Origin of the sequence: Modestobacter excelsi (genome assembly GCF_005930495.1) — a bacterium.
GTDB classification, from domain to species: Bacteria; Actinomycetota; Actinomycetes; order Mycobacteriales; family Geodermatophilaceae; genus Modestobacter; species Modestobacter excelsi.
Genome location: NZ_SJEX01000002.1, coordinates 21,259 through 46,389, shown reverse-complemented (window position 1 = coordinate 46,389; position 25,131 = coordinate 21,259). Strand labels below are relative to the sequence as shown.

At 73.3% G+C, this 25,131-nt stretch carries 32 protein-coding genes and 1 pseudogene; 21 read left to right on the top strand and 12 right to left on the bottom strand.

Going from position 1 to position 25,131, the window contains the following annotated elements; translation table 11 throughout:
* Window positions 1-17 precede the first annotated feature (17 nt).
* The 5 genes from FHL80_RS01345 (at window position 18) to mscL (ending at window position 2,693) form a co-directional block, all read left to right on the top strand.
* Window positions 18-449: a helix-turn-helix transcriptional regulator gene (locus FHL80_RS01345; protein WP_138731676.1), complete on the top strand. Its 432-nt coding sequence runs from the start codon at window positions 18-20 to the stop codon at window positions 447-449.
* A 5-nt stretch (window positions 450-454) separates the two neighbouring features.
* Window positions 455-898 (top strand): VOC family protein, encoded by a 444-nt coding sequence (locus FHL80_RS01340; protein ID WP_138731675.1) that lies wholly within the window; start codon window positions 455-457, stop codon window positions 896-898.
* Window positions 899-1,075: 177 nt separating this feature from the next.
* Entirely contained in the window at window positions 1,076-1,429 is a 354-nt protein-coding gene (locus tag FHL80_RS01335) for an FmdB family zinc ribbon protein (RefSeq protein WP_138731674.1), read from the top strand.
* Between the two features lie 109 nt (window positions 1,430-1,538).
* Window positions 1,539-2,189 (top strand): Flp pilus assembly protein CpaB, encoded by a 651-nt coding sequence (gene cpaB / locus FHL80_RS01330; RefSeq protein ID WP_138731673.1) that lies wholly within the window; start codon window positions 1,539-1,541, stop codon window positions 2,187-2,189.
* Window positions 2,190-2,234: 45 nt separating this feature from the next.
* Window positions 2,235-2,693, top strand: a complete 459-nt coding sequence (mscL, locus tag FHL80_RS01325) for a large conductance mechanosensitive channel protein MscL (RefSeq protein ID WP_138731672.1) — start codon at window positions 2,235-2,237, stop codon at window positions 2,691-2,693.
* A gap of 182 nt (window positions 2,694-2,875) precedes the next feature.
* Here the strand turns inward: mscL and FHL80_RS25155 are convergent, their stop codons facing one another.
* Both FHL80_RS25155 and FHL80_RS01320 read right to left on the bottom strand, forming a co-directional pair.
* Entirely contained in the window at window positions 2,876-3,043 is a 168-nt protein-coding gene (locus tag FHL80_RS25155) for a hypothetical protein (protein WP_216870333.1), read from the bottom strand.
* Window positions 3,044-3,093: 50 nt separating this feature from the next.
* Window positions 3,094-3,639 carry a YbaK/EbsC family protein gene (locus FHL80_RS01320; RefSeq protein ID WP_138731671.1) on the bottom strand — a complete coding sequence of 182 codons (546 nt, stop codon included), beginning with the start codon at window positions 3,637-3,639 and terminating at the stop codon, window positions 3,094-3,096.
* A gap of 101 nt (window positions 3,640-3,740) precedes the next feature.
* Between FHL80_RS01320 and FHL80_RS01315 the strand changes: the two genes are divergently transcribed.
* From FHL80_RS01315 to FHL80_RS01305, 3 genes are read left to right on the top strand one after another with little or no spacing between them, the layout of a single operon-like run.
* Entirely contained in the window at window positions 3,741-4,109 is a 369-nt protein-coding gene (locus FHL80_RS01315) for a VOC family protein (RefSeq protein ID WP_138731670.1), read from the top strand.
* Window positions 4,106-4,507 (top strand): PaaI family thioesterase, encoded by a 402-nt coding sequence (locus tag FHL80_RS01310; RefSeq protein ID WP_138731669.1) that lies wholly within the window; start codon window positions 4,106-4,108, stop codon window positions 4,505-4,507. The genes FHL80_RS01315 and FHL80_RS01310 overlap by 4 nt, the downstream gene beginning before the upstream one ends.
* Window positions 4,504-5,397, top strand: coding sequence for a phosphotransferase (locus FHL80_RS01305; RefSeq protein WP_138731668.1), 894 nt, complete (start codon window positions 4,504-4,506; stop codon window positions 5,395-5,397). The genes FHL80_RS01310 and FHL80_RS01305 overlap by 4 nt, the downstream gene beginning before the upstream one ends.
* Here the strand turns inward: FHL80_RS01305 and FHL80_RS01300 are convergent.
* The 7 genes from FHL80_RS01300 to FHL80_RS01270 all read right to left on the bottom strand — a co-directional run bounded on the left by FHL80_RS01300 (window position 5,357) and on the right by FHL80_RS01270 (window position 10,690).
* A complete protein-coding gene (locus tag FHL80_RS01300) occupies window positions 5,357-6,271 on the bottom strand; it encodes an MSMEG_6728 family protein (protein ID WP_138731667.1) in 915 nt (304 codons plus the stop codon). The two genes, FHL80_RS01305 and FHL80_RS01300, sit on opposite strands and share 41 nt — an antisense overlap.
* A gap of 16 nt (window positions 6,272-6,287) precedes the next feature.
* Window positions 6,288-6,587 carry a biopolymer transporter Tol gene (locus FHL80_RS01295; RefSeq protein WP_138731666.1) on the bottom strand — a complete coding sequence of 100 codons (300 nt, stop codon included), beginning with the start codon at window positions 6,585-6,587 and terminating at the stop codon, window positions 6,288-6,290.
* 3 nt (window positions 6,588-6,590) lie between these two features.
* The gene (locus FHL80_RS01290; protein ID WP_138731665.1) at window positions 6,591-7,436 is read right to left on the bottom strand and encodes an NAD-dependent protein deacetylase; all 846 of its coding nucleotides are present in this window, start codon (window positions 7,434-7,436) and stop codon (window positions 6,591-6,593) included.
* Window positions 7,437-7,480: 44 nt separating this feature from the next.
* Window positions 7,481-7,927, bottom strand: a complete 447-nt coding sequence (locus FHL80_RS01285) for an SRPBCC family protein (protein WP_138731664.1) — start codon at window positions 7,925-7,927, stop codon at window positions 7,481-7,483.
* Window positions 7,928-7,952: 25 nt separating this feature from the next.
* Window positions 7,953-8,672: a response regulator transcription factor gene (locus FHL80_RS01280; RefSeq protein ID WP_138731663.1), complete on the bottom strand. Its 720-nt coding sequence runs from the start codon at window positions 8,670-8,672 to the stop codon at window positions 7,953-7,955.
* Window positions 8,673-8,812: 140 nt separating this feature from the next.
* On the bottom strand, window positions 8,813-9,250 hold the full coding sequence (locus FHL80_RS01275; protein WP_138731662.1) for a hypothetical protein: 438 nt from the start codon (window positions 9,248-9,250) through the stop codon (window positions 8,813-8,815).
* A 57-nt stretch (window positions 9,251-9,307) separates the two neighbouring features.
* A complete protein-coding gene (locus FHL80_RS01270; protein WP_216870332.1) occupies window positions 9,308-10,690 on the bottom strand; it encodes an aminotransferase-like domain-containing protein in 1,383 nt (460 codons plus the stop codon).
* Between the two features lie 96 nt (window positions 10,691-10,786).
* Between FHL80_RS01270 and yczE the strand changes: the two genes are divergently transcribed.
* Window positions 10,787-11,455 carry a membrane protein YczE gene (gene yczE, locus FHL80_RS01265; RefSeq protein WP_138731660.1) on the top strand — a complete coding sequence of 223 codons (669 nt, stop codon included), beginning with the start codon at window positions 10,787-10,789 and terminating at the stop codon, window positions 11,453-11,455.
* A gap of 47 nt (window positions 11,456-11,502) precedes the next feature.
* On the opposite strand, the gene FHL80_RS25150 is transcribed toward yczE, so the two are convergent.
* The gene (locus FHL80_RS25150; RefSeq protein WP_216870331.1) at window positions 11,503-11,877 is read right to left on the bottom strand and encodes a VOC family protein; all 375 of its coding nucleotides are present in this window, start codon (window positions 11,875-11,877) and stop codon (window positions 11,503-11,505) included.
* 74 nt (window positions 11,878-11,951) lie between these two features.
* Between FHL80_RS25150 and FHL80_RS01255 the strand changes: the two genes are divergently transcribed.
* The 4 genes and pseudogenes from FHL80_RS01255 (at window position 11,952) to FHL80_RS01245 (ending at window position 14,917) form a co-directional block, all read left to right on the top strand.
* Entirely contained in the window at window positions 11,952-13,208 is a 1,257-nt protein-coding gene (locus FHL80_RS01255; RefSeq protein WP_138731659.1) for an APC family permease, read from the top strand.
* Between the two features lie 115 nt (window positions 13,209-13,323).
* Window positions 13,324-13,632, top strand: a complete 309-nt coding sequence (locus FHL80_RS01250; protein ID WP_138731658.1) for an Rv3488 family transcriptional regulator — start codon at window positions 13,324-13,326, stop codon at window positions 13,630-13,632.
* Window positions 13,633-13,813: 181 nt separating this feature from the next.
* A pseudogene (locus tag FHL80_RS26985) lies at window positions 13,814-14,182 on the top strand (tyrosine-type recombinase/integrase); the annotation flags it as partial.
* Between the two features lie 12 nt (window positions 14,183-14,194).
* Window positions 14,195-14,917: a tyrosine-type recombinase/integrase gene (locus FHL80_RS01245; RefSeq protein WP_246078379.1), complete on the top strand. Its 723-nt coding sequence runs from the start codon at window positions 14,195-14,197 to the stop codon at window positions 14,915-14,917.
* A gap of 280 nt (window positions 14,918-15,197) precedes the next feature.
* Here the strand turns inward: FHL80_RS01245 and FHL80_RS01240 are convergent, their stop codons facing one another.
* Window positions 15,198-15,359 (bottom strand): hypothetical protein, encoded by a 162-nt coding sequence (locus tag FHL80_RS01240; RefSeq protein ID WP_246078378.1) that lies wholly within the window; start codon window positions 15,357-15,359, stop codon window positions 15,198-15,200.
* Window positions 15,360-15,482: 123 nt separating this feature from the next.
* Window positions 15,483-15,875, bottom strand: a complete 393-nt coding sequence (locus FHL80_RS01235; RefSeq protein ID WP_216870330.1) for a GatB/YqeY domain-containing protein — start codon at window positions 15,873-15,875, stop codon at window positions 15,483-15,485.
* Window positions 15,876-16,019: 144 nt separating this feature from the next.
* Here FHL80_RS01235 and FHL80_RS01230 point away from each other — a divergent pair, with 144 nt between their 5' ends.
* The 8 genes from FHL80_RS01230 to FHL80_RS01200 all read left to right on the top strand — a co-directional run bounded on the left by FHL80_RS01230 (window position 16,020) and on the right by FHL80_RS01200 (window position 25,067).
* Window positions 16,020-16,601, top strand: coding sequence for a TetR/AcrR family transcriptional regulator (locus tag FHL80_RS01230; protein ID WP_138731656.1), 582 nt, complete (start codon window positions 16,020-16,022; stop codon window positions 16,599-16,601).
* The gene (locus FHL80_RS25145; protein ID WP_216870329.1) at window positions 16,598-17,011 is read left to right on the top strand and encodes a PaaI family thioesterase; all 414 of its coding nucleotides are present in this window, start codon (window positions 16,598-16,600) and stop codon (window positions 17,009-17,011) included. The genes FHL80_RS01230 and FHL80_RS25145 overlap by 4 nt, the downstream gene beginning before the upstream one ends.
* Entirely contained in the window at window positions 17,008-17,289 is a 282-nt protein-coding gene (locus tag FHL80_RS01220; RefSeq protein ID WP_216870328.1) for a hypothetical protein, read from the top strand. The genes FHL80_RS25145 and FHL80_RS01220 overlap by 4 nt, the downstream gene beginning before the upstream one ends.
* Window positions 17,231-17,434 (top strand): hotdog domain-containing protein, encoded by a 204-nt coding sequence (locus FHL80_RS26980; protein WP_216870341.1) that lies wholly within the window; start codon window positions 17,231-17,233, stop codon window positions 17,432-17,434. Before FHL80_RS01220 ends, FHL80_RS26980 begins: the two co-directional genes overlap by 59 nt.
* 214 nt (window positions 17,435-17,648) lie before the next feature.
* Window positions 17,649-18,347, top strand: coding sequence for a hypothetical protein (locus FHL80_RS01215; protein WP_138731655.1), 699 nt, complete (start codon window positions 17,649-17,651; stop codon window positions 18,345-18,347).
* 490 nt (window positions 18,348-18,837) lie between these two features.
* A complete protein-coding gene (mobF, locus tag FHL80_RS01210) occupies window positions 18,838-22,191 on the top strand; it encodes a MobF family relaxase (protein ID WP_138731654.1) in 3,354 nt (1,117 codons plus the stop codon).
* Window positions 22,192-24,255: 2,064 nt separating this feature from the next.
* On the top strand, window positions 24,256-24,714 hold the full coding sequence (locus tag FHL80_RS01205; protein WP_138731653.1) for a prevent-host-death protein: 459 nt from the start codon (window positions 24,256-24,258) through the stop codon (window positions 24,712-24,714).
* A gap of 2 nt (window positions 24,715-24,716) precedes the next feature.
* The gene (locus FHL80_RS01200) at window positions 24,717-25,067 is read left to right on the top strand and encodes a hypothetical protein (protein WP_138731652.1); all 351 of its coding nucleotides are present in this window, start codon (window positions 24,717-24,719) and stop codon (window positions 25,065-25,067) included.
* Window positions 25,068-25,131 lie beyond the last annotated feature (64 nt).

Below are 25,131 nucleotides of genomic sequence, written 5' to 3'. Positions count from 1 at the left end.
CGACACCGGGACCCGTCGTGGACCCGCAGCGGCTGCGCGACCTGGCGCTGCTGCGGCGGGTCCGCGACCGGATCGACCGGGAGTACGCACAGCCGCTGGACGTCGAGGCGCTCGCCCGCGGGGCGCACATGTCGGCCGGCCACTTCAGCCGCGAGTTCAAGCGGGCCTACGGCGAGTCGCCCTACGCCTACCTGATGACGCGTCGCATCGAGCGGGCGATGGCGCTGCTGCGGCGGGGCGACCTGAGCGTCACCGAGGTCTGCCTCGCGGTCGGCTGCTCGTCGCTGGGCACCTTCAGCACCCGGTTCACCGAGCTCGTGGGCGTGCCGCCCAGCAGCTACCGGCGGGCGGCGCACGCGGCGGCGGGGATGCCCTCGTGCGTGGCGAAACAGGTCACCAGACCGGTCAGGAACAGAGAAGCGCAGGTCACCCGCCCGCCCCTAGCGTGACGGTCATGGACACCACCGGCACCATCACCGGCACCATCACCGGCATCGCCATCCACTCGACCTTCCTCCCGCACGAGGACGCGGAGGCCTCGCTGACCTTCTACCGGGACGTCCTCGGCTTCGAGGTCCGCAACGACGTCGGGTCCGGCCGGATGCGCTGGATCACCGTCGCGCCCGCTGACGCCGACGGCCCGTCGATCGTGCTGTACCCGCCGGGGGCCGACCCCGGCATCACCGACGACGAGCGCCGGACCATCGCCGAGATGATGGCCAAGGGCACCTACGGGATCATCGTGCTGGCCACCAAGGACCTCGACGGCGCCTTCGCCGCCCTCACGTCGCGCGGGGCCGAGGTCGTCCAGGAGCCGATCGAGCAGCCCTACGGGATCCGCGACTGCGCCTTCCGTGACCCGGCGGGCAACCTGGTGCGGATCAACCAGGTGCGCTGAGCCGGCGGGCCTCGTCGGGAGCCGTGCCCGGCGCCCCGATCGGGGAGACGCTCGTCACCCGCGCGACGGCGACACCCGCCACCACGTGGACGGCGGGCGGCCGGACGGCGCATCATTGGCAGTCGCCGGCGGTGAGTGCCAGCCCGGCCCGGTCACCGACGAGGAGTTCGCAGCACTGTGCCCACCTACCAGTACGTCTGCACCAACCCCGAGGGCAAGCACGAGTTCGAGGTCGTGCAGTCGTTCACCGACGCCGCGGTGACCACCTGCCCGGAGTGCGGCTCGCCGGTGCGCAAGGTCTACGGCTCGGTCGGCGTCGTCTTCAAGGGCTCGGGCTTCTACCGCACCGACAGCCGCAAGACCGAGAGCACCAGCACCCCGGCGGCCGCCAAGGAGTCCTCCGGCAGCGGCGGCAACGGCGGCAGCGGCGGCAGCGGCGGCAAGGACTCCTCCTCCGGCGGCTCCTCCTCCTCGACGTCCTCCCCGGCGCCGGCCGCCTCGCAGGGCAGCGCCAGCAAGGCCGCCGACTGACCCAGCACGACCGCCGCCGGCCCGCTGCCGGGCGTCCACAGCCGGGCAGCCGGTCCACACCCCGGCACTGACCCGGCCGGCCGGCCGCGCCGGCACCCAGCATCGAGGGGTGCCCCGACTCCGCCGTCCCCGCTCCCCCGTGCGCCTGCTGCGGCAGGTCACCGCCGGGTGCCTCGCCTGCCTGGCCCTGGCGCTCGCGCTGCGTCCGCCCCCGGCTCCCGCGGCGGAGCCTGCGACGACCCCGGTGGTCACCGCCGCCGAGGACCTGTTCCCCGGCACGGTGCTCGCCGTCGACGACCTGGCCGCGGTCGCCGTCCCCGTCGACCTGGCCCCGGCCGGGTCGGTGGCCGACCCCGGCGAGCTCGCCGGCCGGGTGCTCGCCTCCCCGCTGCGGGCCGGGGAGGCGGTGACCGACGTCCGGGTCGTCGGGCCGGGGCTGTGGTCGCAGGTGCCGGCGGGCGAGGTGGCCGCACCCGTCCGGCTGGCCGACCTGGCGGTGGCCACCCTGCTGCGCGCCGGTGACCGGGTCGACGTGCTCGGGACCACCAGCGGCGATGGCGGCGCCGGCGCACCGGCCGTCGAGCTCGTCGCGCGCAGCGCCCTGGTGCTCAGCGCGCCGCCGGCCGCGGACCCCGACGCCGGGGTGGGCGCGGGCACCGACAGCGGCCTGCTCGTGCTCGCCGTCCCGCCGGACACCGCCCGCCTGCTGGCAGCCGCCGGGGCGGGCGGCACGCTCACCGTCACGCTCGGCCGGCCGTGATCATGGGGCCACCGCGCGTCGCCCCTCCGACCGAGGGGTGCGCAGTTGCTCACGAACGTCCTCCGGGGGTTCAAGGACTTCCTCATGCGCGGGAACGTCGTCGAACTCGCCGTCGCGGTGGTCATCGGAGCCGCGTTCACCGCGGTCGTCAGCTCGTTCACCGAGTCGTTCCTGCAGCCGCTCATCGGCCTGGTGGGCGGTGGCGGCGTGACCGGCGGCAGCACCGTCATCGACGACCAGGTGTTCGCCTGGGGCGACTTCGTCAACCAGCTCATCACGTTCGCGCTGACCGCGGCGGTCATCTACTTCGTGGTGGTGCTCCCGCTGAAGACGATCGCCGAACGGCGCAGGCGCGGTGAGGAGGCCGGCCCCGCCGCGCCGACCCAGCTGGAGCTGCTGGCCGAGATCCGTGACCTGCTGCGCGCCCAGCAGGGCCTCCCGCCGGCGACCGCGGAGGAAGCCGGCCGGCACGCGCACACCGGCGAGTTCCCCCGCCCGGTCTGAGGAAGGCCCCTCTGCCCGGGGTGACGTGCTGGAACAACCCCGCTGCAGGGACCCGCGCCGAGCAGGTGAGCTGCTGGAACGGCCCCCTTCCCGGGGCCCGCCTGAGCAGGTGAGGTGCTGGAACGGCCCCGCTGCAGGGGCCCGCGCCGAGCTTGCGAGGCGTGGGGGGCAGCGGGGTCCTTCTACCAGTGCGGAGGGCGGTCCTCCAGGTAGCGGCGGTCGTCGTCGTCCGGGTCGGTCAGCCGCTCACCCCAGCCGACGTCGCTGTCGTCGGGTGCCCGCTCCGGTCGCGCGACCGGGAGGGCGTCGTCGTCCGGCCGGTGGGCCGGGGGCGGCTCGGGCACGGACACGCAGCCGAGCGTAGGCGGGTCCGCCGGCCGCTGCCCCCGGCAGGCCGTGCTCAGTCGACCGGCTGACCCAGCCCCTCGAGGACCTCGGCCCCCGGCAGGGCGGCGAGCACCGCCCCGGACACCGCGAGCTTGCTGCCGCGGGTGCCCGAGCCGACCACCAGGAGCTCACCGGCCGCGACCGCCGCGTCGACGAGCACCGGCCAGGACGCCGGCAGGCCGATCGGGGTGATCCCGCCGTAGGCCATGCCGGTCTCGGCGACCGCGACGTCCTGCGGCGCGAAGGACGCCTTGCGCGCGCCCAGGTGCCGGCGGACCAGCCCGTTGACGTCCGCGCGGGTGGTGGCCAGCACCAGGCAGGCGGCCAGGGTGGTCTCCCCCGCCCGCCGGGCGGCGACCACCACGCAGTTGGCCGAGGCGGTCGCCGGCACGCCGTAGGTGTCGGTGAACGCCGCGGTGTCGGCGGACTCCTCGTCGATCGCGGCCACCCAGGCCGGGCCGGACAGCCCGGGCAGCGCGGCGGCGACCGGCGCCCCGAGCAGCTCCAGGTGGTCGGCGGCCGGCCGCCAGGTCAGCGTGCCGAGCTGGACAGCGGTCATGCCCTGATCCTGCGGCACCGGTGAGCCGGCCCGCTCGGCCGGGTCGACCGGACCCCGGTGGCCGGGTTCCCGCTGGTCGAGGGCGCCACGGCCAGGAGAGGATGACGGCCATGATCGGTCAGCTGCACTCCGTGGTCATCGACGCCCCCGACCCACACGCCCTGGCGACCTTCTACGCCGGGCTGCTCGGCATGGACGTCACCGGCGAGCCCGGCGACGACTGGGTCGTGGCGACCGGCGCCGGCTACCGCATCGCCTTCCAGGAGGCCCCGGACCTGCAGCCCCCGGACTGGCCGGACCCCGACCGCCCGCAGCAGTTCCACCTCGACATCCGGGTCGCCGACGTCGACGTCGCCGAGCCGCAGGTGCTCGAGCTGGGCGCCCGTCGGCTGCCCGGCGGCGGCGGCGACTTCCGGGTCTACGCCGACCCGGTCGGGCACCCCTTCTGCCTCGTCTGGGACGCAGCGTGACCCCGGACCTGACGGCCGCCAGCGCCTTTGTCGCGGCGACCGGCCTGGAGCTGACCGAGGTCACCGGCACCCGGGTGGCCGGCTCGATCGACCTCGGACCGGCCCACCACACCCCGTGGGGCGTGGTGCACGGCGGCGTCTACTGCACGGTCGTGGAGTCCGCGGCCAGCATCGGCGCCAGCACCGCGGTGGCGGAGCGCGGCCAGTTCTCGGTAGGGGTGTCCAACCAGACGGACTTCCTCCGGCCGATGACCGCCGGCCGGCTGGACGTCGTCGCCGAGCCGGTCCAGCAGGGGAAGACGCTGCAGCTGTGGCTGGTCACGCTCACCCGCGAGGACGGCAAGCTGGTCGCCCGCGGCCAGGTGCGTCTGCAGAACGTGCCGCTGCCCGCAGCGTGATCGACCGCGTCGGCCGGGCGGTGGCCGCCGCGGTGGCCGTCGCCCGTGCGCACGGGCTCACCGACGTCGACCCGGTGCTGCTGAACGACGGGGCCAACGCCGTCGTGCACCTGAGGCCGGCGCCGGTGGTGGCCCGGGTGGCGACCACCACGGCGTTGCTGCGCCCGGAGATCGACCGTCCGTTCCGCCGGGAGGTCGCGCTCGCCGCCGCGCTCACTGCGGCAGGCGCGGCCGTCGTCCCACCGTCGGAGCTCGTGCCGCCCGGCCCGGACGAGCACGACGGGCTGGTCCTCTCGTTCTGGCGGTACCTGGAGGTGCTGCCCGGACCCCCGACCGCCGTGGAGGCCGGGACCGCCCTCGGTGAGCTGCACGCCGTCCTGGCCGGGCTGCCGCCGCCGTGGGACGGATCGGCGCTGGACACCCCGCTGGAGGACCTGGCCGTCTTCGCCGAGCGCGGCGTCGAGCTGGGCGCGGACCCGGTGCAGGTCGGGCGGACGGCCGAGCTCGTCGGCGTGCTCCGGCCGCTGCTGGACGGTCCCGTGATGACCCTGCACGGCGACACCCACCCGGGCAACCTCCTGCGCACAGCGGAGGGGCTGGTGTGGGCCGACCTGGAGGACAGCTGCCGGGGTCCGCGTGGCTGGGACCTGGCGTGCCTGCGGACCACCGCCCGGCTCGACGGCCGCGCGGCGGTCGACGCGCTGCCCGATCCGATGAGCGAGCTGGAGCTCGCCCCCTTCGTCTGGCTGCGGGCGCTGCACGTCGCGGCGTGGTGGTCGGTGCACGCCACCCGGGAGCCGGCCGACCGGCCGGAGGCGACCCGACGGCTGACCGCCGCCGTCGACGGGGTCAGCGCAGGGCTGCTGGCACCGCCGCCGGGTCGAGGATGACCCGGAACAGCGCGCGGGGGTCCTGCAGGGTCGCCGGCGGGCGGGCCGCCGAGCGGGGCACCACGTGGGCGAACCGGGCCGGTCGGCGGTGCGGCAGCAGCTCGCGGCCGGCGAAGGAGTAGCCCCCCACCACCTCACCGAGCAGCAGACCGGCGCCGTGCTCGATCGGCAGGCCGACCAGGTCACCGGGCGCCATCTCGTCGAGCAGGGCCGTCAGCTGGCGGAGGTCCTTGCTGGGCCGCTTGTCGGACAGCTCCTTGGCCAGCGCCCGCAGCTCAACGGGCGTCAACCCGGTGGCGTCGACGTCGACCCCGGCCTGGGTGCCCAGCCCGACGATGCCGGTGGCCAGGGCGGCACCCAGCTCGGTGTGCGCCCGCGGCCGCACCACCCAGACCGGCACGCCGTCCGGTGCGACGGCGGGCGGGACGTCGTCGGCGCCCGGCCACTTGTAGGGCAGGTCGTCGGGGTCGGTCGGGAACTGCGACCGGTAGAAGTCCGGGTCCTTGGCCAGCAGGTTGGAGCGGTGCGAGAGGTGCAGCTCCTCGTCCCCGACCCAGCTCGGCAGCAGGCCCGCGACGGCCGCCTCGGCCTGGGTCATCGTCGCCGCGTCCGGGGCGAACTCGGCGATGAGCGTCTCGGTGCTGTCGGCGAAGCCGCGCTCCCGCCAGACCCGCACCATCGCCAGGGAGTAGACGACGAGGCCGACGGTGTGGCCGCGCCACATCGCCACCACGGGGTGGTTGGCCCAGCCGTAGTCGGGGAGCTCGAGCGCGCGGAGCACCTGCAGGCACTCCACGCGCTGCTTCCCGAGCCGGGGGTTGTCCAGGAGCCGGGCGGACTCGGTGAAGTCGGCGACCGGGAGGAACGTCTGCATCGCCGTCCAGTCTGGTTCACCGGTCCAGCTCGCGCAGTGCCGCCTCCCACCGGGCCCGCCGCTCGTCGTCGTCCTGGTCCCACCAGGCCGGACCGCGCTCACCGAGACCGGTCTTGGCCAGCTGCACGCGTGCCCGGGCGGCGGTCACCGCGTCGTCGTCCCCGCGGGAGGTCCGCACCGCGGAGCGGGCCACCCCGAGGTGGTGCAGCAGCCGGCTGCGGACGTCGGCGGGCAGGGCGGGGTCCGCCGTCCGCCAACGCCGCCCGTCGACGACGATCCAGCGGCCGTCGTCGGTGTGCTCGACCTCGCGGGCCACCGGTCAGGCCACCCGGCGGGCCAGCTCCGGCAGCACCACGCCCAGCGGCGCGTCCACCTTGAGGTCGGCCTTGGCGTCGCCCCGGGTGGGACCGGAGTTGACGATGGCCACCGGGATGCCGCGCCTGGCGGCGTGGATGACGAACCGGTAGCCGCTCATCACGGTCAACGACGAGCCCAGCACCAGCAGCGACCGGGCCTGGTCGACCAGGCCGAAGCAGTGGTCGACGCGGTCCCGCGGGACGGTCTCGCCGAAGAAGACGACGTCGGGCTTGAGCGGCCCGCCACCGCAGGCGAGGCAGTCGACCATCACGAACCCGTCCAGGGCCTCCTCCGGCAGTTCCACGTCCCCGTCCGGGTTCACCTCCTCGGCGGCCTCCGGCCGGAACCCCGGGTTCGCCGCCCGCAGCCGGACGTCGAGCGCCGCCCGGTCGGCGACGTCCCCGCAGCCCAGGCAGACCGTGCGGTCCAGCCCGCCGTGCAGCTCGACGACGTCCCGCGCACCGGCGGCCTGGTGCAGCCCGTCGACGTTCTGGGTGATCACCCCGCCCACCGCCCCGGCCGTCTGCAGGGCCGCGACGGCCCGGTGCCCGGCGTTCGGGCGGGCCTCGCCGATCTGCCGCCAGCCGACGAAGCTGCGCGCCCAGTACCGGTGCCGGCCGCGCGGGTCGCGAGTGAAGGTCTGCCAGGTCATCGGGGTGTGCCGGCGCAGCGACCCGGTCGCGCCCCGGTAGTCGGGGATGCCGGAGTCGGTGGACAGGCCGGCGCCGGAGAGGACCAGCGCACCGCCGTCGGCGAGCAGGTCGGCGAGCGCGGGGACGCCCTCCACGGTCACGGGTGCTGCGGTCACCGGCCCATCGTCCCTGCCCGGGGACCGTCGCGCCCGTGCCCGGCTCAGCCGGTGGTGACGGCGTGCTCCAGCCGCTCCAGGAACGCCTCGTGGATGCGGGCCAGGCCCTTGGGCGCGAAGGTGCGCTCGAAGAACCCGCCGATGCCCCCGGCGCCGTTCCAGGTCGTGCGCGCCCGCACCGTGCTCACCCCGGCGTCGGCCGGGGCGACGGTCCAGGTGGTGACCATGCTGGAGTTGGCGTCGCTCTCCACCAGCGCACCGTCGGGGCCGGCGCTGACGACGACGTCCTGCTCGCGGACCCGCTTGGAGGTGGCCTGCAGCCGCCAGTGCACCCGGGTGCCGGCACCCTGGCCGCCGGCGTCGACCCGGTACTGGCTGTACTGCTCGGGCAGCGCGGCGGGACGGGTGGTGACGTAGTCGGCGAGCGCGGCGCGGACGACGTCCACGGGTGCTCGTACGACGCGTTCGGCGGTGGCTACGACCTGGCCCATGCCCCCCATCCTGCCCGGCCCAGGGTCAGGTCGTGGGCGAGGCGGTCGCGGCGGTCAGGGCGTGGGCGCTGCAGGTGCAGGTGCCGCCGTTGCGGGCGGACAGGACCAGGGAGACCGCGTGCGCCCGGTCCCGGGCACCCAGCTTGCGCAGGATCGCCTTCACGTGGGACTTCACGGTGTCCTCGGAGATGAACAGCGCCTTGCCGATCGCCCGGTTGGACTGGCCCTGGACCAGCTCGTCGAGCACGTCGGACTCCCGGCGGGTCAGCGGCACCTCCGGGGTCAGCTCGCGGGACACCGGCACCTCTCCGGCCTCCCCGCGGCGGATCTGCGGATCGACCACCGTGCGCCCGGCCCGGGCGGCCAGCACCGCCCAGCCCAGCAGCGTCGCCGAGGTGTTCATCAGCAGGTAGCCGCGCACCCCGGCGGCCAGGGCCTCGTTGACCACCGCCGGGTCCTCGGCGGTGCCGACCGCGACGATGGCGATCTGGGGGTAGCGGCGGCGCAGGTCCCGGCAGGCGTTCAGCGTCGCGGCCCGGCCGGTGCCCAGCTCCACGATCACCGCGTCCGGGCGGGCGGTCTCGGCCAGGGTCAGCGCCCGGCGCGGCTCACCGGGGGTGCCCACCGCCTGCAGGCCGGCGGTCTCGTTGACCATGCCGATCAGGCCACGGCGCAGGACCGGGGCGTCGGCGAGGATGAGGACGCGGGTGACGCCGCGGGTGGTGCCGGCCATCGGGATGGACACGTTCGTTGCTCCGCTCACAGTGGGTGATCGACTGACAACCAGTAGATCGACCGGGTGAACGGGTTCCTTGAACACCTTCCTGACCCCGCCTCGACGGGCTCCGCCGGCGTCCTCACGCACCGTGGCCGGCGGGACCCCGGTCAGCGCGCCTGGTCGCGGCGGAACCGGGCCGGCCGCCGCACCGTGCCCCGCCCCGCCCAGGCCGTGCGGCCCCAGGTCACCTGCTCGGGCGAGGGCAGCGGCAGCGGGTCGCCGGAGGAGGTGACGTCCAGCCTGCTCAGCGCGCCGCCCTCGACGAACAGGAGCACGTTGCCGATCGGCCGCCCGTCCGGGCCGACGACGGTCCCCTCGACCGGGGCCGCGCCACCGGACGACGTGGTCGCCACGTCGCTGGGCACCTGGAGGTCGAGGGTGCCGCACCCGCACCGGCAGCCCGGGGTCGCCGTCGCCCGGTCCACCTGGGCCCGCAGCTCGGCCGCGCCGGGGAAGTCGTGCGCGAGCAGGGCGTGCAGCAGGGCTCGTGCGTCCGCGGACAGCGGGGCGGGGTCCTCGCGCGGCCGGGTCTTCCCAACGGTCATGCGACCAGTGTCGTCTGCGTCCCGGCCGGGGTCCACGACCCCCCGGGGCCCGGCCGCTCAGGCCGTCCAGCGGGCCGGGATGCGGCGGGTGTCGGCGCCGGCGACCGCGCGCTCCTGCGCCGCGGCCAGCAGCACGGCGACCTCGTCGGCCAGGTCCGGCGGCACCGAGAGCGGCAGCCGCAGCCACCGGTCGGCGGTGCCGTCGACGGTGAACCGCGGTCCCGGCGTCACCCGCAGGCCGAGGTCGAGCGCGTGCGCGGCGAGCCGGGTGGAGCTGCACCCGGGCAGCTGCGCCCAGAGCACGGCGCCCGCCCGCGGCCGGACGACCCGCCAGTCGGGGAGCCGGCACGCCAGCGCTGCCAGCAGCGCGTCCCGGCTGGCGCACAGCCAGGCCACGCGGTCGGCGACCACCTCGTCGGCGACGGCGAGCAGCCGGGTCGCGACCAGCTGCTCGAGCACCGGGCTGCTCAGGTCGACGGTGCCGCGCACCTGCGCGACCCGGGCCAGCAGCGCGGGGTCGGCGCGGACCCAGCCCACCCGCAGCCCCGACCAGTAGGCCTTGCTCATCGAACCGACGGTCACCACCCGGTGGTCGAGGGCGGCCAGCTGGGTCTGCGGCTCGCCGTCGAGGACCAGCTCGGTGAAGGTCTCGTCGGCGACGACCACCGGGGCGTCGAGCGCGGCCAGCAGGGCTCGACGCTGGGCGCCGTCGGCGAGCAGGCCCGTGGGGTTCTGCCCGTCGGGGGTGACCAGCGCGATCTCGGCCGCGGCGACCGGCAGCTCCCAGCCGTCGGCGCTCACCGGCAGCGCCACCGGGCGCAGGTGGTTGGCGGCCAGGGAGTCGAGTGCGGCGGCGTAGGTGGGCTGCTCCACCAGGGCGCGCTGCCCGGGCCGGGTGACGGTGCGCAGCAGCAGGTCCCAGCCGGCCAGCGCGCCGCTGGTCACCATCACCTGCTCGGCCGCCGTGGCGAGCCCGCGCCGGGTCAGGTGCTCCGCGATCGCGGTGCGCAGCGCGGGCAGTCCGTAGGGGTGCAGCCCGTACCCGGCCAGCAGCGGCCGCAGGTCGGCGGTGGCCCCGGCGACGGCGTCCAACAGCTGGGCGGGCGCCGGCGCCGCGGCGACGGTCAGGTCCCGGACGACGGCCGGCTCGCCCGGGTCGGCGTCCGGTCGCACCGGTGGGACCGACGGCAGGGCGACGGTGCTGCCGGCTCCGGCCGCGCTGCGCAGGTACCCCTCGCCGCGGAGCACGTCGTAGGCGGCGCTGACGGTGGTGCGGCTGAGGCCGAGGGCGCCGGCGAGCTGCCGCTCCGACGGCACGCGGGTGCCCACCGGCAGCCGGCCGTCCAGCGCGAGCCCGCGGACACCGGCCGCGACCGCGGTGTACGCAGGCCCCTCGGCCAGCCACGGGACCAGCAGCTCGGCGAGGCGGTCGGTGCGCACCGGGTCATCCTGCGCCACTTGGCCTGGTCGCGACAGGGCCAAGACGTCGGACTTGGCCCTGGTGCCGGACCGTCCGCCCCTGCCAGCGTGGGCCGCATGCATCTGATCGAGCCGGTGCCCACCGACCGCCGTCCCGCCCGGTTCGTGCTGCTGCTCGCCGGGCTGGTCGCCTACGGGGTCAGCGTCGGGCTCATGCTGCGGGCCGGGCTCGGGCTGATGCCGTGGAGCGTGCTGGACCAGGGCCTGTCGGAGACGTTCGGCCTGGAGGTCGGCACCTGGTCGATCATCATGGGCGTCGTCGTCCTGCTGCTGTGGATCCCGCTGCGCCGCCGCCCCGGGGTCGGCACGCTCGGCAACGTCGTGCTGGTGGGGCTGACCATCAACGCCACGCTGGTCGTGCTGCCCGAGACGCACACCCTGGGTGTCCAGGTGCCGCTGCTGCTGGCCGGCGTCGTGCTCAACGGGGTCGCCACCGGCGCCTACATCGGGGCCGGGCTGGGCGCGGGGCCACGGGACGGCCTCACCACCGGCATCGCCGCGCGCGGGTACTCGCTGCGGCTGGTCCGCACGTCGATCGAGGTGGCCGTGCTCGGGATCGGCTGGCTGCTCGGCGGCACGGTCGGCGTCGGCACCCTGCTCTACGCCGTGGCCATCGGACCGCTCATGCACCGCACCGTCCCCGCGCTGCGGCTGCGCACCGGGGCGGACCGCACCGCCCCTTCCGGCAGCGTCGCTGCGGCGTGCGACAGGATCACCCCGCGTTGAGCTCCGCCAGGCCTCCGGCGAGCCTCGGGCTCCGACGACGCAGCGGGTCAGCGCTCGGCGCACCCGGTCCCGTGCGTCGACGCCGGCGACGCCGACCTCGAGCGCGCCGGCCCCTGGGCAGGGCGCGACCGGGGACGTGAGCCGACGGTCCAGGGTGCGGGGGACGCTGCCGCACCGGGTCGCCGGGCTGCCTGGAACAGCTCGACCAGGTTGCCGTCGGGATCTGCGAGCAGGACCTGACGCCCGCCGGGGCCGGTGACCACGTCGCTGCGGAGGGGCAGGTGCGCGTCACGGAGCCGGGTGATCTCGGCGTCGAGGTCGCCGACGACCAGGTGGATGCGGTTGCGACCCGCGGTGGCGGCATCGTCGGGGGTGGCCCGGGCACCGGAGCTCGCGGGGATGCCGGTATCGTGAGCCGACATCGGCTCTCGACATCGCCGCGCCGACAGAGGTGTCGGTGCGGGTGCCTGCGACGACCCTCGGTGAGGAGCGCGCTGTGAGCAGCGGACCCGGGCTGACGCGCCGGCTGGGCACGACCGATGCGGTGGTCATCGGTCTGGGGTCGATGCTCGGCGCCGGCGTGTTCGCCGCCTTCTCGCCGGCCGCGGCCGTGGCCGGCACCGGCCTGCTGATCGGGCTGGTCGTCGCGGCGGTGGTGGCCTACTGCAACGCGACGGCCTCAGCGCAGCTGGCCGCGCAGTACCCGACCTCCGGTGGCGCCTACGTCTACGGACGTGAGCGGCTCGGGAACTGGTGGGGCTTCCTCGCCGGCTGGGCCTTCGTGGTCGGCAAGACGGCCAGCTGCGCAGCGATGGCCCTCACCTTCGCCGCCTACACCGCCCCGGAGGGCTGGCAGCGACCGGTGGCCGTGGCTGCGGTGCTGGGCCTGACCGCGGTCAACTACCGAGGCGTGACCCGCACGGCGGCGCTGACCCGGGTCATCGTCACCGTGGTCCTCTGCGCTCTGGCGGTCGCGGTCACGGCGACCCTCCTCGGCGGCGGGGTCGACGTCGACCGGCTCGGGACGTGGGCGTCGCCGGACGGGGGCGTCCACGGGGTGCTGCAGTCGGCCGGGCTGCTCTTCTTCGCGTTCGCCGGCTACGCGCGCATCGCCACGATGGGCGAGGAGGTCCGTGATCCGGAGCGGACCATCCCGCGCGCGATCCCGCTGGCCCTGGGGATCACGGTCGTCGTCTACGCCGTGGTGGCGGGGACGGTGCTCGCCGCGCTGGGCCCCGGTGGTGTCGCCGGTACGGCCCAGCCGCTCGCCGCCGCCGTCGAGGCGAGCGGCTGGGCGTGGGCCGCCCCCGTCGTCCGCGTCGGTGCGGCCGCGGCCGCCCTCGGCGCGCTGCTGGCGTTGATCGCCGGCGTGGGCCGCACCGCCCTGGCGATGGGGCGCGTGGGTGACCTGCCGCGGTACCTCGCCGCGGTGCACCCCCGCTTCCACGTGCCGCACCGCGCAGAGCTCGCCCTGGCCTCGCTCGTGTGCCTGCTGGTGGTCACCGTGGACCTGCGGGGCGCGATCGGGTTCTCCTCCTTCGGGGTGCTGCTCTACTACCTCATCGCCAATGCCGCGGCGTTCACCCAGGACCGCGGGCACCGTCGCTTCCCCCGGGTGCTGCAGCTCCTCGGCGGGCTCGGCTGCCTGGTCCTGGTCGTCACCCTCCCGTGGTCGACGGTGACCGGCGGCGTGGTCGTCCTCGCCGTGGGCGTCGCCTACCGGTTCACGCGGCTGCGCCTGTCGGCCCGGTGACCCGGCGGGCAGGCCCGGGACTCCCGCGGCTGACGCCCGCTGGGGTCACCGCCCGGTCGTACGCTTGCGCAGCCGACATCGGCTTCGTCACCTCGCGGCGTGGACAGGAGGCGGTGTGCGGGAGTTCCAGCGGGGCGCGATCCGGCTGCACATCCTCCACCACGCCGCCGAGGAGGAGATCCACGGCGCCTGGATGACTGCCGAGCTGGCACGTCACGGCTACCGCATCAGCCCCGGCACGCTCTACCCGACGCTGCACCGGCTGGAGGCCGACGGGCTGCTCGCGTCCCGGCAGGTGGTCGTCGACGGCCGGACCCGACGGCTCTACCGCGTCACCGACGTCGGTCGCACCGCCCTGGCCGAGGACCGTGCCGCCCTCGCCGAACTCGCCCGCGAGGTGCTGGGGCCGCAGCAGCCGGAGTAGCCGCGCAGGAGGCCGTCGTCGGGGTGCCCCCAGCAGGATTCGAACCTGCGACACACGGTTTAGGAAGAACCGTGTCGCATGTCGCTGACCTGCACTTATAGTGATTTCAGCGGGTCTCGCGCGAGTCCCGTGCAACAAGTAGAGGCGCGGAGCAGGGAGTACCGGCGAGGAAGGGGCAGTCATGGCGACTACACCGAGATCCCGCCGGGGGTGGGGTGCTGTTCGCCGTCTCCCCTCCGGTCGGTGGCAGGCCAAGTGGCCCAATCCCGACACGCGGACGCTGACACCGGCACCCGAGACCTTTCCGACCAGGGCTGCGGCTGACCGCTGGCTGTCGCACAAGCGAGTCGACCTCGAACGGGGTCACTCCGTCGACGACCGCGCCGCAGCGAGACCGCTCGCGGACTGGTGGCCTGGCTACCTCGCGTTTACTCAGGCCCGCTGTCGCCCGTCGACGGTCGCCAACTACGAGCACGCCTGGCGACTACGCATCGCGCCCCGGTTCGGCACCGTCGCGGTCCGGCACATCAAGGCCAGCTCCGTCGAGGAGTGGCTGTCGGCCATGACGGCGAGCGGCGCGTCGGCGTCGAAGGTCATCGAGGCCCACGGTGTGCTGAAGCGCGTTCTCGACCGACCGGTGCGCGACGGGGTGCTGCCGGCGAACCCGTGCGCGACCCGACGCGGCGCTCTCCCTCGCCGTCCCACAACCGATCGCCCGGTGCTCTCGCCGGCTCAGGTCGAGCAGCTCGCCGCGCAGATGGGACGCGAAGACGACCGGCTCCTGGTCCGCACCCTGGCATACACAGGCCTGCGAATCGGCGAGGCGATGGCGTTGCGGCGCAGCGACATAAACGCTGCTGCCCGCACCATCCGGGTACAGCGGAGCGTCGACGGAACGACGGTCGTAGGCCCCACAAAGACCCATGCCAGCCGCACGGTGACGATGCCGACCAGCCTCGCTACCGCTCTCACCAGCCACTTGGCCGCGACTCCCGGCGAGCTGGTGTTCCCCAACAGGAGCGGAGGCTTGCGTCGCTATCGGACGTTCCGGCGCGACTCCTGGGACCCCGCGGCCCGCGCAGCCGGCCTGACCGTCACACCTCACGATCTGCGTGCTACGTGCGCGTCTCTGCTCATTGACGCCGGCGCCAGCATCAAGGACGTGCAGACACAACTGGGCCATCAGGACCCGATCACGACCCTCGCGCTCTACGCCCGAGTCCGCCCCGGCCGAGCTGATGTGCTCGCCGACAAGATGGACGCCCTGATCGCCGAGGTGTCGTAGCCGCCCGCGGAGGACGAGAAGCCGCTAGGTCAGTGCCGCGTGTGGCGCGCTAACACCGAAGTCTGAAGGTTCTTGCGGTCGGTCCAACGCACGCCCCCACGGTTGCTTCGCGATGGCCAAACCTTGGGCGTGAGCTCCTATGTGCAAGGGCTCGGCGGTAGCGTTTCGGCTGGCGGTGGGTGCGGTGGACTGGCCGCAGCGAAGAGCAGGTCAGGGACTGTGAGCCTGTCGCGCAGCTGGCTTCGGCCGTGAAGACGCGTCCCGTTTGCCGCTGCCGCACTCACCGTCCTATCGCGGTCGGTGCCCGGCCGGCGGCGAGGTCTTCGTGCAGCGTCTTGTAGACCACGTCGGAGAGGCGTCGTTTCAGGCAGCGCAGCGCTTCGCGTCCGGTCTTTCCCTCGGCGCGCTTGGGTCGAGCCTCGCCGGTGACGCCTGCGAGCACCCCGCCTCGGCGACGGGGCGCCTCTTCCTACCGCAGGTGCAAGAGGTGTGCTGACTGAAGACAGGTAGGGGTGACGTTGATCCGCCCCTCAGGTGAATGCTGCGGCGACATCGACGGGCGAAGTCATTCGGTTCGGTCGTCCGGCGGCGTGTGGGATGCGTGGGGCAGTCCTGCGACGGCGGTGAGCGTGTCGGCCTCATGGCGCAGTCGTCGAGCGTGCTCATGCTCGCCCGCCTGCTCGTAGACCCGTGCCGCGGTCTGCCGCTCGTCGATCTCGGCGCGCACGACAAGCTCGATGTCCTCATCCGACAGCTCGCGGCGCGCGACCTCCCAGACACCGACTCCCACCGGGGTCTCCTCCAGCGCGAGGCTCTCTCGATCATCCGTGGGCGCGACCGCTTCAGCGTTGTCCAGAGCAGCCAGCGTGGCTCGTAGCACGGCCACCAGTGCCCCGTCCCGCTGCTTGAGCGCGCCCGGGAGGGCTGTACGCAGGCGTTCTCGCACGTTGATCGACACCGCTCGGAAGATACCGGCCACGCTGCCCGGCGCCCCAACGGTCACGCTCCGCTGCAGGTGTCCGGCAGCGGCCACTAGGGACGCGAAGGCCAGGAGCCCTCAAGGTCTGTCCCAAAATAGAGTGACTCTCTAGAGTATCTCTCCATGGTGAAACTCGCCGCGGCTGACCGACTCCTCGCCGTCGCGCTGCCGTTGTTCGTGGCCCACGGGTACGCCGGGGTTTCGCTGGAGACGGTGCGCCGGGAAGCCGGCGTATCCAACGGGAGCCTCTACCACCACTTCCCCCGCCGGGCAGATCTGGCCGCCCGGCTGCTGACGGAGGGCATGCGCGCGTGTCAGCAGGACATCACCGACGCGCTGGCCGTCCCGGCGCCGGCCGAGCAGGTCATCCGCACGGTCGTCGTCGCCCACCTGCGGTGGGTCGAGCAACACGCCAACGTGGCCCGATGGGTCTACAGCGACCTCCCGGACGAGGTCCTGCTGGCCGCCGAGCCCCAGCTCAGCGAGGACGGTCGCCGCTACGTCGATGCTGTGGACGGCTGGCTGCGCCAGCAGGCCGAGGACGGCGCGTTGATGAGGCCGTCGTTCGGGATCGCGCATGCCCTGTGGCTCGGACCGGCGCAGGAGTTCGCCCGGCACTGGTTGCGCGGCCGCTCCAGACAACGGCCGACCGAGGCCGCCGGCGCTCTCGCCGACGGCGCCTGGCGCGCTCTGGCCCCCCGATGAACGCACCGGACCGTTTCATCCCGTATGCCAGACCCAGCCGGTACCTCGAGCTGATCGGACCGGTCTTCCAGTCCCAGACCGACGCGGCCACGATCGGCATCCGGCTCGATGAGCGACACGGCAACGCCCGCGGGTTCGCCCACGCGGGGGTCCTGGTCGCCCTCGCCGACACGCTCATGGGTCACACCGCCCAGCGCGCCGGCCCGCCCGACACCCGGCTGGTCACCGTCTCGTTGACCACGGACTTCCCGGCCACCGCCCGGCTCGGCGATTGGCTCACCGGCACAGCCACCGTTCAGCGCATCGGCCGCACGCTGGCCTTCACCAACTGCCACTTCACCGCCGACAGTCGACTGGTGCTCACCGCCAGCGGCGTGTTCGCCTCGGTCTCACCGAGGGACCCCTCATGACCCCGACGCCCGCGGCCGCGTTCCGGCACGACGTCGCCGACTGGGTGCTCAGCCTCCCGGTCGCCGCCGCCTTCGGTCTGGCCTTCGACGAGCTCGCCGACGGGCGAGCAACCACGCGGGTGGCGTGGCGACCCGAGCACTCCCACGCCCCCGGCGCCTTCCAGGCCAGCCCGGTCGCCACCCTCGCCCGACTTCACCGGCGGCGCGGCAGCGGCCACGCTGCTGCCCCCAGGGTCTGCTCTAGCCACCGTCGACTACACGGCCAAGTTCCTCACTGAGGCTCGCGGCGACCATCTCCTCGCCCGCGGTCGAGTTCTGCGCGCGGGTTCCACTCTCACCGTCGCCAGTGTCGACGTCTATGCCGTCCAGCACGGGAGCGAAACCCTCTGCGCCACCGCGCTCGTCACGGTCCGGACCTGGTGACGCATTGACACAACGCCGCGGCACCCGGCGCGCCTGCCGCCGCAGGAGTGACTGGCCCTGAGGCCGCCCTCCGGGCCAGCACGCGAGGCCCCGGCCCCGATGTCCCTAAGCGGCCCACTCAGGGGCGACCTGCCCTGAGGCTGACTTCAGCGCGCAACGCCGTCGGATGAGGCACTAGCCGAGTGGCGGCGCAGAAGCGATCTATCGTCGGGGCGTGGGATGGCTGTCGATAGGTAGAGGTCGCGTCAAGCCCCGTACGATCACGCGCCTGGCCGACTACCGGGGCGAGGCCCAAGTCGTCGTCGAGGCAACTCAACTCGGAAGCGACTACAGCCAATCCCAAGCCCGCCGCATCGTTGACGAGTGGGTGGAGTTCTTCGCTTCCCGCCCCTCTCCGATTCGCGACCTGAGGTTCGTCAGCCGAACTCCGAAGCGGCTCTTCGAGGCTCTGCGCGGGCAGACGCAGCTCGAAGCACTGACGGTGAAGTGGGGCGACTACGCCGATCTGACGCCGGTCGCCGAGATGGCTCACTTGCGGAAGTTGCACCTCAGCGGCGCATCTTCCGTCGAAGACCTTCAGCCGCTGGCTCGTTCGCCCCGTGTCGAGGACTTGCTGGTTGAGGGGCTCCGACGGGTGCGAGACCTGTCGCCCATCGGGGACATGAGTGGCGTTAAGGACCTTGAGCTTGGTGGCGACTGGATGTCCCCGCGGGTGGTGCATGTCGAGTCGTTCGGCTTCCTTCGGAAGATGCCGCAGTTGCGCTCCCTGCTGCTGCACTCCATCGCGGCTGACGACCTGGACTACGCGCCCGTTCTCGCACTACCCAACCTGACCTCCGTGCGAGTGATGGAGGTTCGGGGCATGCGACCCAGCATCGACGTGCTGAAGGCCGAGACTCCGTGGACGGAGTGACAGCACACGCGTCATCCAATGGCGAAAGCAGGCTCGCCCTAAAGCCGCCTTCAGGGCGACGTCGGCTGACCTGGCACTGACCCCTCGGACCCTCCGCAGAGTCGGGCCTGTTCTCCGCAACTGCCCGTCCCGCGGTCGTGGGTGGCGAGGAAGGGTGGGCGGCAGGCCCATCCCAGAGGGACGCGCAGTGCCCTTCGGCGCCGTCCAGGGCCGTGATCATGGGCGGCGAGGAGCAGGCCCCCTCCGCGCCAGGACGGCTCTCCTTCGTGTTCACCGCCTTGTCACCCCCGCCCTCTCCGTGACGTCGGGCGCCCCCCTTCTCGACGCGCAGCCGGACCTAGGGAGCACTCCCGGCCGCTGACCTGCGGGGTGACGTCGCCGTGAACGTTCCTCGGCCACCTTGAGCTCATCGACGGACTCAGCCGGCCACCGCCGGCCAATCCGGCCTGCGACCGGCGCACCCGCGGCTGAGAGGGGGTGGACGACGGTGATGTCGTTGCACAAGCTGTCGGCCGGGGCGGGCTACACATATCTGACCCGGCAGGTCGCTGCCGGTGATGTCACCGCCCGCGGCCGGGGATCGCTGGGCGCCTACTACGAGCAGCGCGGGGAGTCCCCCGGCGTGTGGCTGGGCGCCGGGCTGGCGTCGCTGAACGGCGGCCCTCGCGCGGGTGATCCGGTGGCCGAGACACAGATGCTGGCGTTGTTTGGACGCGGTCACCACCCAGGCGCCTGCAGCCTCACCGGTGTGGCCGGGCAGCGCGGTGGCAGCCCGGGGTCAGTGCAGCTCGGGGTGCCGTTCGTCACGGCCGGGCCGCGGGTGTCGGTGGCCGGCTACGACTTGACGTTCTCCCCGGTCAAGAGTGTCTCGGCGTTGTGGGCGCTGGCCGACCCGACCCTGGCGGCGCAGGTCGAGGCCGCCCACGCCGCGGCGGTGGCCGACACGATCGGCTGGCTGGAGCGCACCGCGGTCTACACCCGGCTGGGCGCCGGCGGGCTACGGCAGGTCGACGTCACCGGGCTGCTCGCGGTGGCGTTCACCCACCGGGACTCCCGCAACGGCGACCCTGACCTGCACACCCACGTCGCGATCTCCAACAAGGTCCGCACCCTCGACGGGCGGTGGCGCGCTTTGGACGGCCGGGCACTGCACGCCGCCGCGGTGGCGGCGTCGGAGCGGTACAACACCCGGCTGGAAGCCCAGCTGGTTCACCGGCTGGGGGTTACCTTCAGCGATCGGCCTCCCCGCCCGGGGGTGCGGCCGGTGCGGGAGCTGGCCGGGGTTCCCGTCGAGCTGATCGCCGCGTGGTCGACCCGGCGGGCGCAGATCACCACCGGCTCCGCGCAGCTGCTCGAGCGATTCCGGGCCACCTACGGACGCGAGCCCACCACCGCCGAAGGGCATGCCCTGGCTCAGCAGGTCACCCTGGCCACCCGGCCGGCGAAGCACGGCCCGCGCAGCGAAGCTGAGCAGCGCCGGAGTTGGCGGGCTCAGGCCGAGCACCTGCTCGGCGGCGACGCCGCCGGGCAGATCCTCGACCGGGTCCTACGCCAGCCACCGGCCGCGTCCACTCTCGACCCGGACTGGACAAGCCGCGCTGCCCGCAGCGCGGTGGCCACGGTCTCCACCCAGCGGGCGGTGTTCACCAGCCACCACCTGCGGGCCGAGCTGGAACGCCTGGCCCGCACCGACCGGATCCCCCTGTCCGCGGTGGACACCGCGATCGAAGACGCGTTGACGGTGGCGCTGTCGGCGGACCTGTCGCTCCGGCTGGACCGCAAACCCGGCGCGGACCACCCGCCCGCCGAGCCGGATGTCGCCGAGCCGGCCGGGCTGCGCCGCCGCGACGGCAGCAGCGTCTACGCCACCGCGCACACCCAGCTGCACACCACCCCGGCGCTGCTCGCCGCCGAGCGGCGCATCCTGGCCGCCGCCGAACGCGGCGACGGGCACCGGGTTCCGGCCGGGCTGATCGAACTCGCCCTGCTAGAGGCGCGTCTCGCCGGGCGGCCATTGAACGAGGGGCAGCAGGCGATGGTGCGGAAGCTCGCCGGCTCCGGGCGGCGGGTGCAGGTCGCGCTCGCCCCGGCCGGCACCGGCAAGACCACCGCACTCGGGGTGCTGGCCCGGGCGTGGACCGACGCCGGCGGCACCGTCCTGGGTGCCGCGCCCTCCGCGGTCGCCGCCCACGAGCTGCTGAAGGCCACTGGGCATCCGGCGGTCACCCTCGCCGCCGCGCTCCGGGCGATCGACGCCGGCCGGAACCGCGATGCTGAGGCGCCGTGGATCGCCAGCGTGCCGCTCGGCGCGGAAACGCTCGTGCTTGTGGACGAGGCGGGAATGGCCGCCACCACCGACCTCGCCGCACTCATCGACACGGTCACCGCTGCCGGGGGCTCGGTGCGGCTGGTCGGTGACACCGCCCAGCTGTCCTCCCCGGCCGCCGGCGGCATCCTGCACGACCTGGTTCGCACCCACGGCGGGGTGCGGCTGGACACCCCGGTCCGGTTCACCGACCCTGCCGAAGCCAGGGCGACGTTGGCCATCCGCGCCGGGGACCCCGACGCTTTGAACTTCTACGCCGAACGCGAGCGGATTCACGGCGCCCCCAACACCCTGGGGAGCGCCGCAGGCGGTGCCGACGGTGCCGAGTCGGCGCTGGCCGGGTGGGCGGCCGACCGCGCCGCCGGCGCCGACAGTCTGCTGCTGGCTGGCAGCAACGCACTGGCGACCGAGCTCAACGCCCGCGCCCGCGCCGCGCGCCTGGCCTGCACCGCGGCCTGCGGGCAGCCGGAGGTCCGGATGCGGGATGGCACCGCCGCCTCGGTCGGCGACCTCGTACTGGCCCGGCACAACCAGCGCGATCTGCCCATCACCGCCACCGAGTGGGTCAAGAACGGTGACCGGTTCACCGTCACCGCCCTAACCGGCGACGGCGGGCTGCGCGTCCGGCACGCCCCCACCCGCCGGCAGCTCACCCTGTCCGCCGCGTATGTCGCCGAGCATGTGCAGCTGGGCTACGCCGCCACCATCCACCTCGCCCAAGGCGCCACCGTCGACACCACCCACACCGTGCTCACCGGCACAGAGACCCGCGAACAGCTCTACGTCGCCTTGTCCCGCGGTCGGACCGCCAACCACCTGCACCTGTCCCCCGGCCCGGTCGACGACCAGGACCTCGCGCATTCCGCGCTCACCCCCGCCCGCCCGGCCAGCGAAAGATCGGTGGACCCGCTGGAGCTGCTGCGCACCGTGCTGGGCCGCACCGGCCCACGCCCCTCCGCCACTAGCACCCTCACCGCGGCCGCCGACCCTGGCCGGCAGCTGCACGCCGCCGTCGAGCGCTACCTCGACGCCCACGCCCTCGCCGGGGTCTATAGCCCACGCCCCGGCGAGCAGGCCACCAGCGAAGGCCCGCTGCCATGGCTACCGCCCCCGCCCGAGCCTGACTCGACAGCTCCCGACCGTGACGAGCTGGCCGACTACGTCCAGCAGCGCGCCGACCTCGTGCACGCCCTGGCCGCGACCATCACCGCCGACCACCTCCCCGACACCGCCTGGGCCGACCAGCTCCGCGAAGCCGACCCGGATCTGGCCCGGCGGTTGGCGGTCTGGCGCGCCGCCACCGGCGCCGCCGACCACCCCGACCCGGTCGGACCCCGCGACTCCCCCACACCCGAAGTGCGCGCGCAGCTAAAAATCCTTGTCGCCGCCCAGCTGTTCGACCACGAGGCAAACGGCCTCGACCAGCAGCTGGAAGCCGGACCAGCCCGCATCCGGCCTCCCGAACGCATCCTTAGCCGCGCCCCTGACCACCGGCGAGCCTTGAGCGTTGGCCGATGACCCGCCCACCGCACCGGCGCAATTGCCCGCTCAAGTGCGGCGTCAGCGATCGGACTCCCGCGAGGATTCAGTCGCCGGGTGTCACCAACCGCCGCTTAGACGCGCCTATAGACGCCAAGAGGCCGTGGGCACCCGCGGGTAGCCGAGGTCGCGGCCCAGTGCGGCGACCCGTGTGCAAAGGAGCGAGCATGACCGCACCGAAGCCCCGCCCCCCCGGTCGACGCCGGCGACCAGCTCCACGACGTCCACAGCGCCGCGGACTACCTCCGGTGCGGACCGCGGCTCATCTACCGGCTGGTCGCCGAACGGCGAGTGAAGTTCACCTACGCCGGCCGCTCCCTGCGCTTCTAGCAAACCGACCTCGACGCCTACCTCGAGACCCGCGCCGTCGAGCCCATCGATCCACCCCTCCCGCGCTGACCATCGCCCCTCAGTCGGAGCGCTGGCGTCTCGAGCAGGGACGTGGGCGGCCGACAGCCTCGACGTCCGCGGGTCTACTGACCTGCTCAAGGTCAGCATGCGACCAAGTCACGCCCCAGTAGCCGGGCGCAAAGATGGGGGTAAAGCGTGTTAGCACGCGATGTCGACGGGCTCTTCGCCCATTCAATCCAGAATAACCCCAGGTCAGCGGCTTGCTTGGTGGGCCCCGTGGGGATCGAACCCACAACCCGCGGATTAAAAGCTCGGACGACACCCTGTTCTGACCAGCGCGTTAATGATCAACCGTGGCTCTTACCTGCGGTTTCGCCGTTGGGCGTTCACGGCCAAGTATGACGATTGTTGGCCGTCTTGTGGGCGTCTTGTGGGCGCCGCGTGGGGGTAGGCCAGCCCAGCAAGCTGCCCGTTAGATGTCCCTGAGGGCGGCTTTGGAGACACCGACGAGGCAGCGCGCCCCTGCCTGTTTCAGTAAGACAGCCAAAGTCGGCGTCCCTACCGCCGGTAGCCGGTCAGACCGACGGACCGCATTGCTGCTGTCCTACCGCAGGCTCGAAGGCACTTGAGGTCCGAAGGGTGCCGAGTCGTTCAGCTCTGTCGGCGTCGTCGCTTCGGGTATCCTTGGGGGCGGGTAGCTCGCTGGTTGAGGGCCGGAGCTTCCCGCCCGAGAGGAGTCCCTACAGCGTGTGGGGCATTGATCCTCGGGTCTGGCAGCACCCCCGGGTGCCGCAAGTAGGGGACTCGGCCCCAAGCCCTGGGTTTCTCGAAAGCGGTGACCGACAGGAAAGCTCGGGGTTGGTGTAGGTGTCCTAGGTGATGCCGTGCCCGCAGGTGGGCGCACTGTGCTGCTGGGAATGACACGAGGAGCTACCGTCCTCGTCGGGCTGGGGCGATGAGGCTGGCTGGAGCGCCCCGTGGCCGACTCTCCCGCGTCGACCTTGCACGCCATCGGAGACATCTTGTTCCGCACAGGCGGAGCTACGGGTGCAGGCGTGGCCCTCGCATCTGGCGTCGAGCCCTCTTGGGGACTGGCGGGCTGGGCACTCGGAGCTCTCGTCTTCGCCAACGTCCTCTTCCCCGTGACCCGAGCCATCGGCCGGGGCCTGGAGCACCACATCGACCAACGCATGGGCACGCCTGCGGAGTCGTCTTCAGCGGAGCCCGCGCCAGCTGAACGGTCGTTAGAGCAGCAGGCCGTTGAGTCCTGAACGGTCCCTTCGCCGGCCGCCTGGGCTGCATGTCGCAGTCCGCACCAGCCCCCTGGAGGCAATTGAGGAGAAGGCTCCACGCAGGCCCTTGGGGTGTCCTTCAGTGGGCCGCTCAGAGACACAGCGGCCCTTGGCCTGGTGCATCCAGTCGGTGGCGGTCACGCCGGCGATCGGGACGTCGGCGACGTTGGCCCGGGACGGGGGGGCAGGCCGGGGATCCTGGTGGTCGCTGACAGGACGCTCGTCCGCGCACTCCGGGTGCAGGGGCCGCTGGTCAGTGTGACGGGGTAGGCCAGGTCCAGTCCAGGTCGCTAGCCCTGAGGGCGGTCTTCGCGGTGGCCTTGTCGTCGTAGACGCGGGCCAGGACGTGCGGTAGATCTGGCCACTGGACTTCCGAACATATTCCGAATACGATGGGTCCATGACGGCCGCACTAGACATCCCGCTCGCGACGCGACGCTCCTCGGACCTGAGCAAGCACTCGGCCGAGGTCTTCGCTGAGGCAGAGGACCACCCCGTGACGGTGACCCGGCGCGACGGTGAGCCGCTGGTCCTCATGTCGCAGCGCGAAGCTGAAAGCCGTTCCCGCCTGCTGGAGTTCGCAGCGCAACTCATCACCGTCGCCCTGGACGACGACGGCACGCTCGCCGAGCGCATGGCCAAGTCCTTTCCATGGATGCTCGCACTGTCGCCGACAGACCGCGCGGCCTGCGCGCAAGATCTCGTTGACGCCGCGCGTGCGTCGTTCTCCACCCATCAGTCCCACCTCGTGATCGCAGAGCTGGTGTCATGGAGGGAGACCGCCTCCGCCCTCGCCGCCGGGCTCGGCAGTGCAAACCTCGAATGGCTCGACGACGATGAGACTGTGGAGCGTCCGTAGCCGTGGCGGCGGCCAAGCGCGGCGAGCTCGTCCCACGGCCCCCAAAGAAGACCGAGTACGAGCTCCGCTTCGGCACCGCGCAGGCACGCAAAGGGTGGCAAGACCTCGTTGCAACTATCCGCAACGCCATGACGGAGACTTGGGACTTTCTTACGGGAACGCCCCTGCTTCAGACTCCGACCAACTACCCCCTGCGCGGCGAACTCGGCACGATCTCACGCGGAGGAACAACTCACGAGCGATGGCAGCACAAGCCGACGGCGAAAGGCACAGCGCGCATCTGGTTCTACGTCCACGAGCGAACGGTCGTCGTCGAGCAGGTGCACACAAGTCATCCGAGCGAGACTAAGTAGCCGCTTAGGACCACATAGGCGCGTTGAAGCGGAACGTTGATGAGGTGTTCGATCTTGACGTGCT

Excerpts from the sequence above, each read along its gene's own strand:
- FHL80_RS25150 (WP_216870331.1), bottom strand. The coding sequence starts at position 11,877 with ATGTCGGCTCACGATACCGGCATCCCCGCGAGCTCCGGTGCCCGGGCC.
- FHL80_RS01245 (WP_246078379.1), top strand. The coding sequence starts at position 14,195 with ATGACGGCGAGCGGCGCGTCGGCGTCGAAGGTCATCGAGGCCCACGGT.
- FHL80_RS01340 (WP_138731675.1), top strand. The coding sequence starts at position 455 with ATGGACACCACCGGCACCATCACCGGCACCATCACCGGCATCGCCATC.
- FHL80_RS01315 (WP_138731670.1), top strand. The coding sequence starts at position 3,741 with ATGACGGCCATGATCGGTCAGCTGCACTCCGTGGTCATCGACGCCCCC.
- mobF (WP_138731654.1), top strand. The coding sequence starts at position 18,838 with ATGTCGTTGCACAAGCTGTCGGCCGGGGCGGGCTACACATATCTGACC.
- FHL80_RS25145 (WP_216870329.1), top strand. The coding sequence starts at position 16,598 with ATGAACGCACCGGACCGTTTCATCCCGTATGCCAGACCCAGCCGGTAC.
- FHL80_RS01220 (WP_216870328.1), top strand. The coding sequence starts at position 17,008 with ATGACCCCGACGCCCGCGGCCGCGTTCCGGCACGACGTCGCCGACTGG.
- FHL80_RS01300 (WP_138731667.1), bottom strand. The coding sequence starts at position 6,271 with ATGCAGACGTTCCTCCCGGTCGCCGACTTCACCGAGTCCGCCCGGCTC.
- FHL80_RS01230 (WP_138731656.1), top strand. The coding sequence starts at position 16,020 with ATGGTGAAACTCGCCGCGGCTGACCGACTCCTCGCCGTCGCGCTGCCG.
- FHL80_RS01285 (WP_138731664.1), bottom strand. The coding sequence starts at position 7,927 with ATGGGCCAGGTCGTAGCCACCGCCGAACGCGTCGTACGAGCACCCGTG.
- FHL80_RS01205 (WP_138731653.1), top strand. The coding sequence starts at position 24,256 with ATGACGGCCGCACTAGACATCCCGCTCGCGACGCGACGCTCCTCGGAC.
- FHL80_RS01320 (WP_138731671.1), bottom strand. The coding sequence starts at position 3,639 with ATGACCGCTGTCCAGCTCGGCACGCTGACCTGGCGGCCGGCCGCCGAC.
- yczE (WP_138731660.1), top strand. The coding sequence starts at position 10,787 with ATGCATCTGATCGAGCCGGTGCCCACCGACCGCCGTCCCGCCCGGTTC.
- FHL80_RS01275 (WP_138731662.1), bottom strand. The coding sequence starts at position 9,250 with ATGACCGTTGGGAAGACCCGGCCGCGCGAGGACCCCGCCCCGCTGTCC.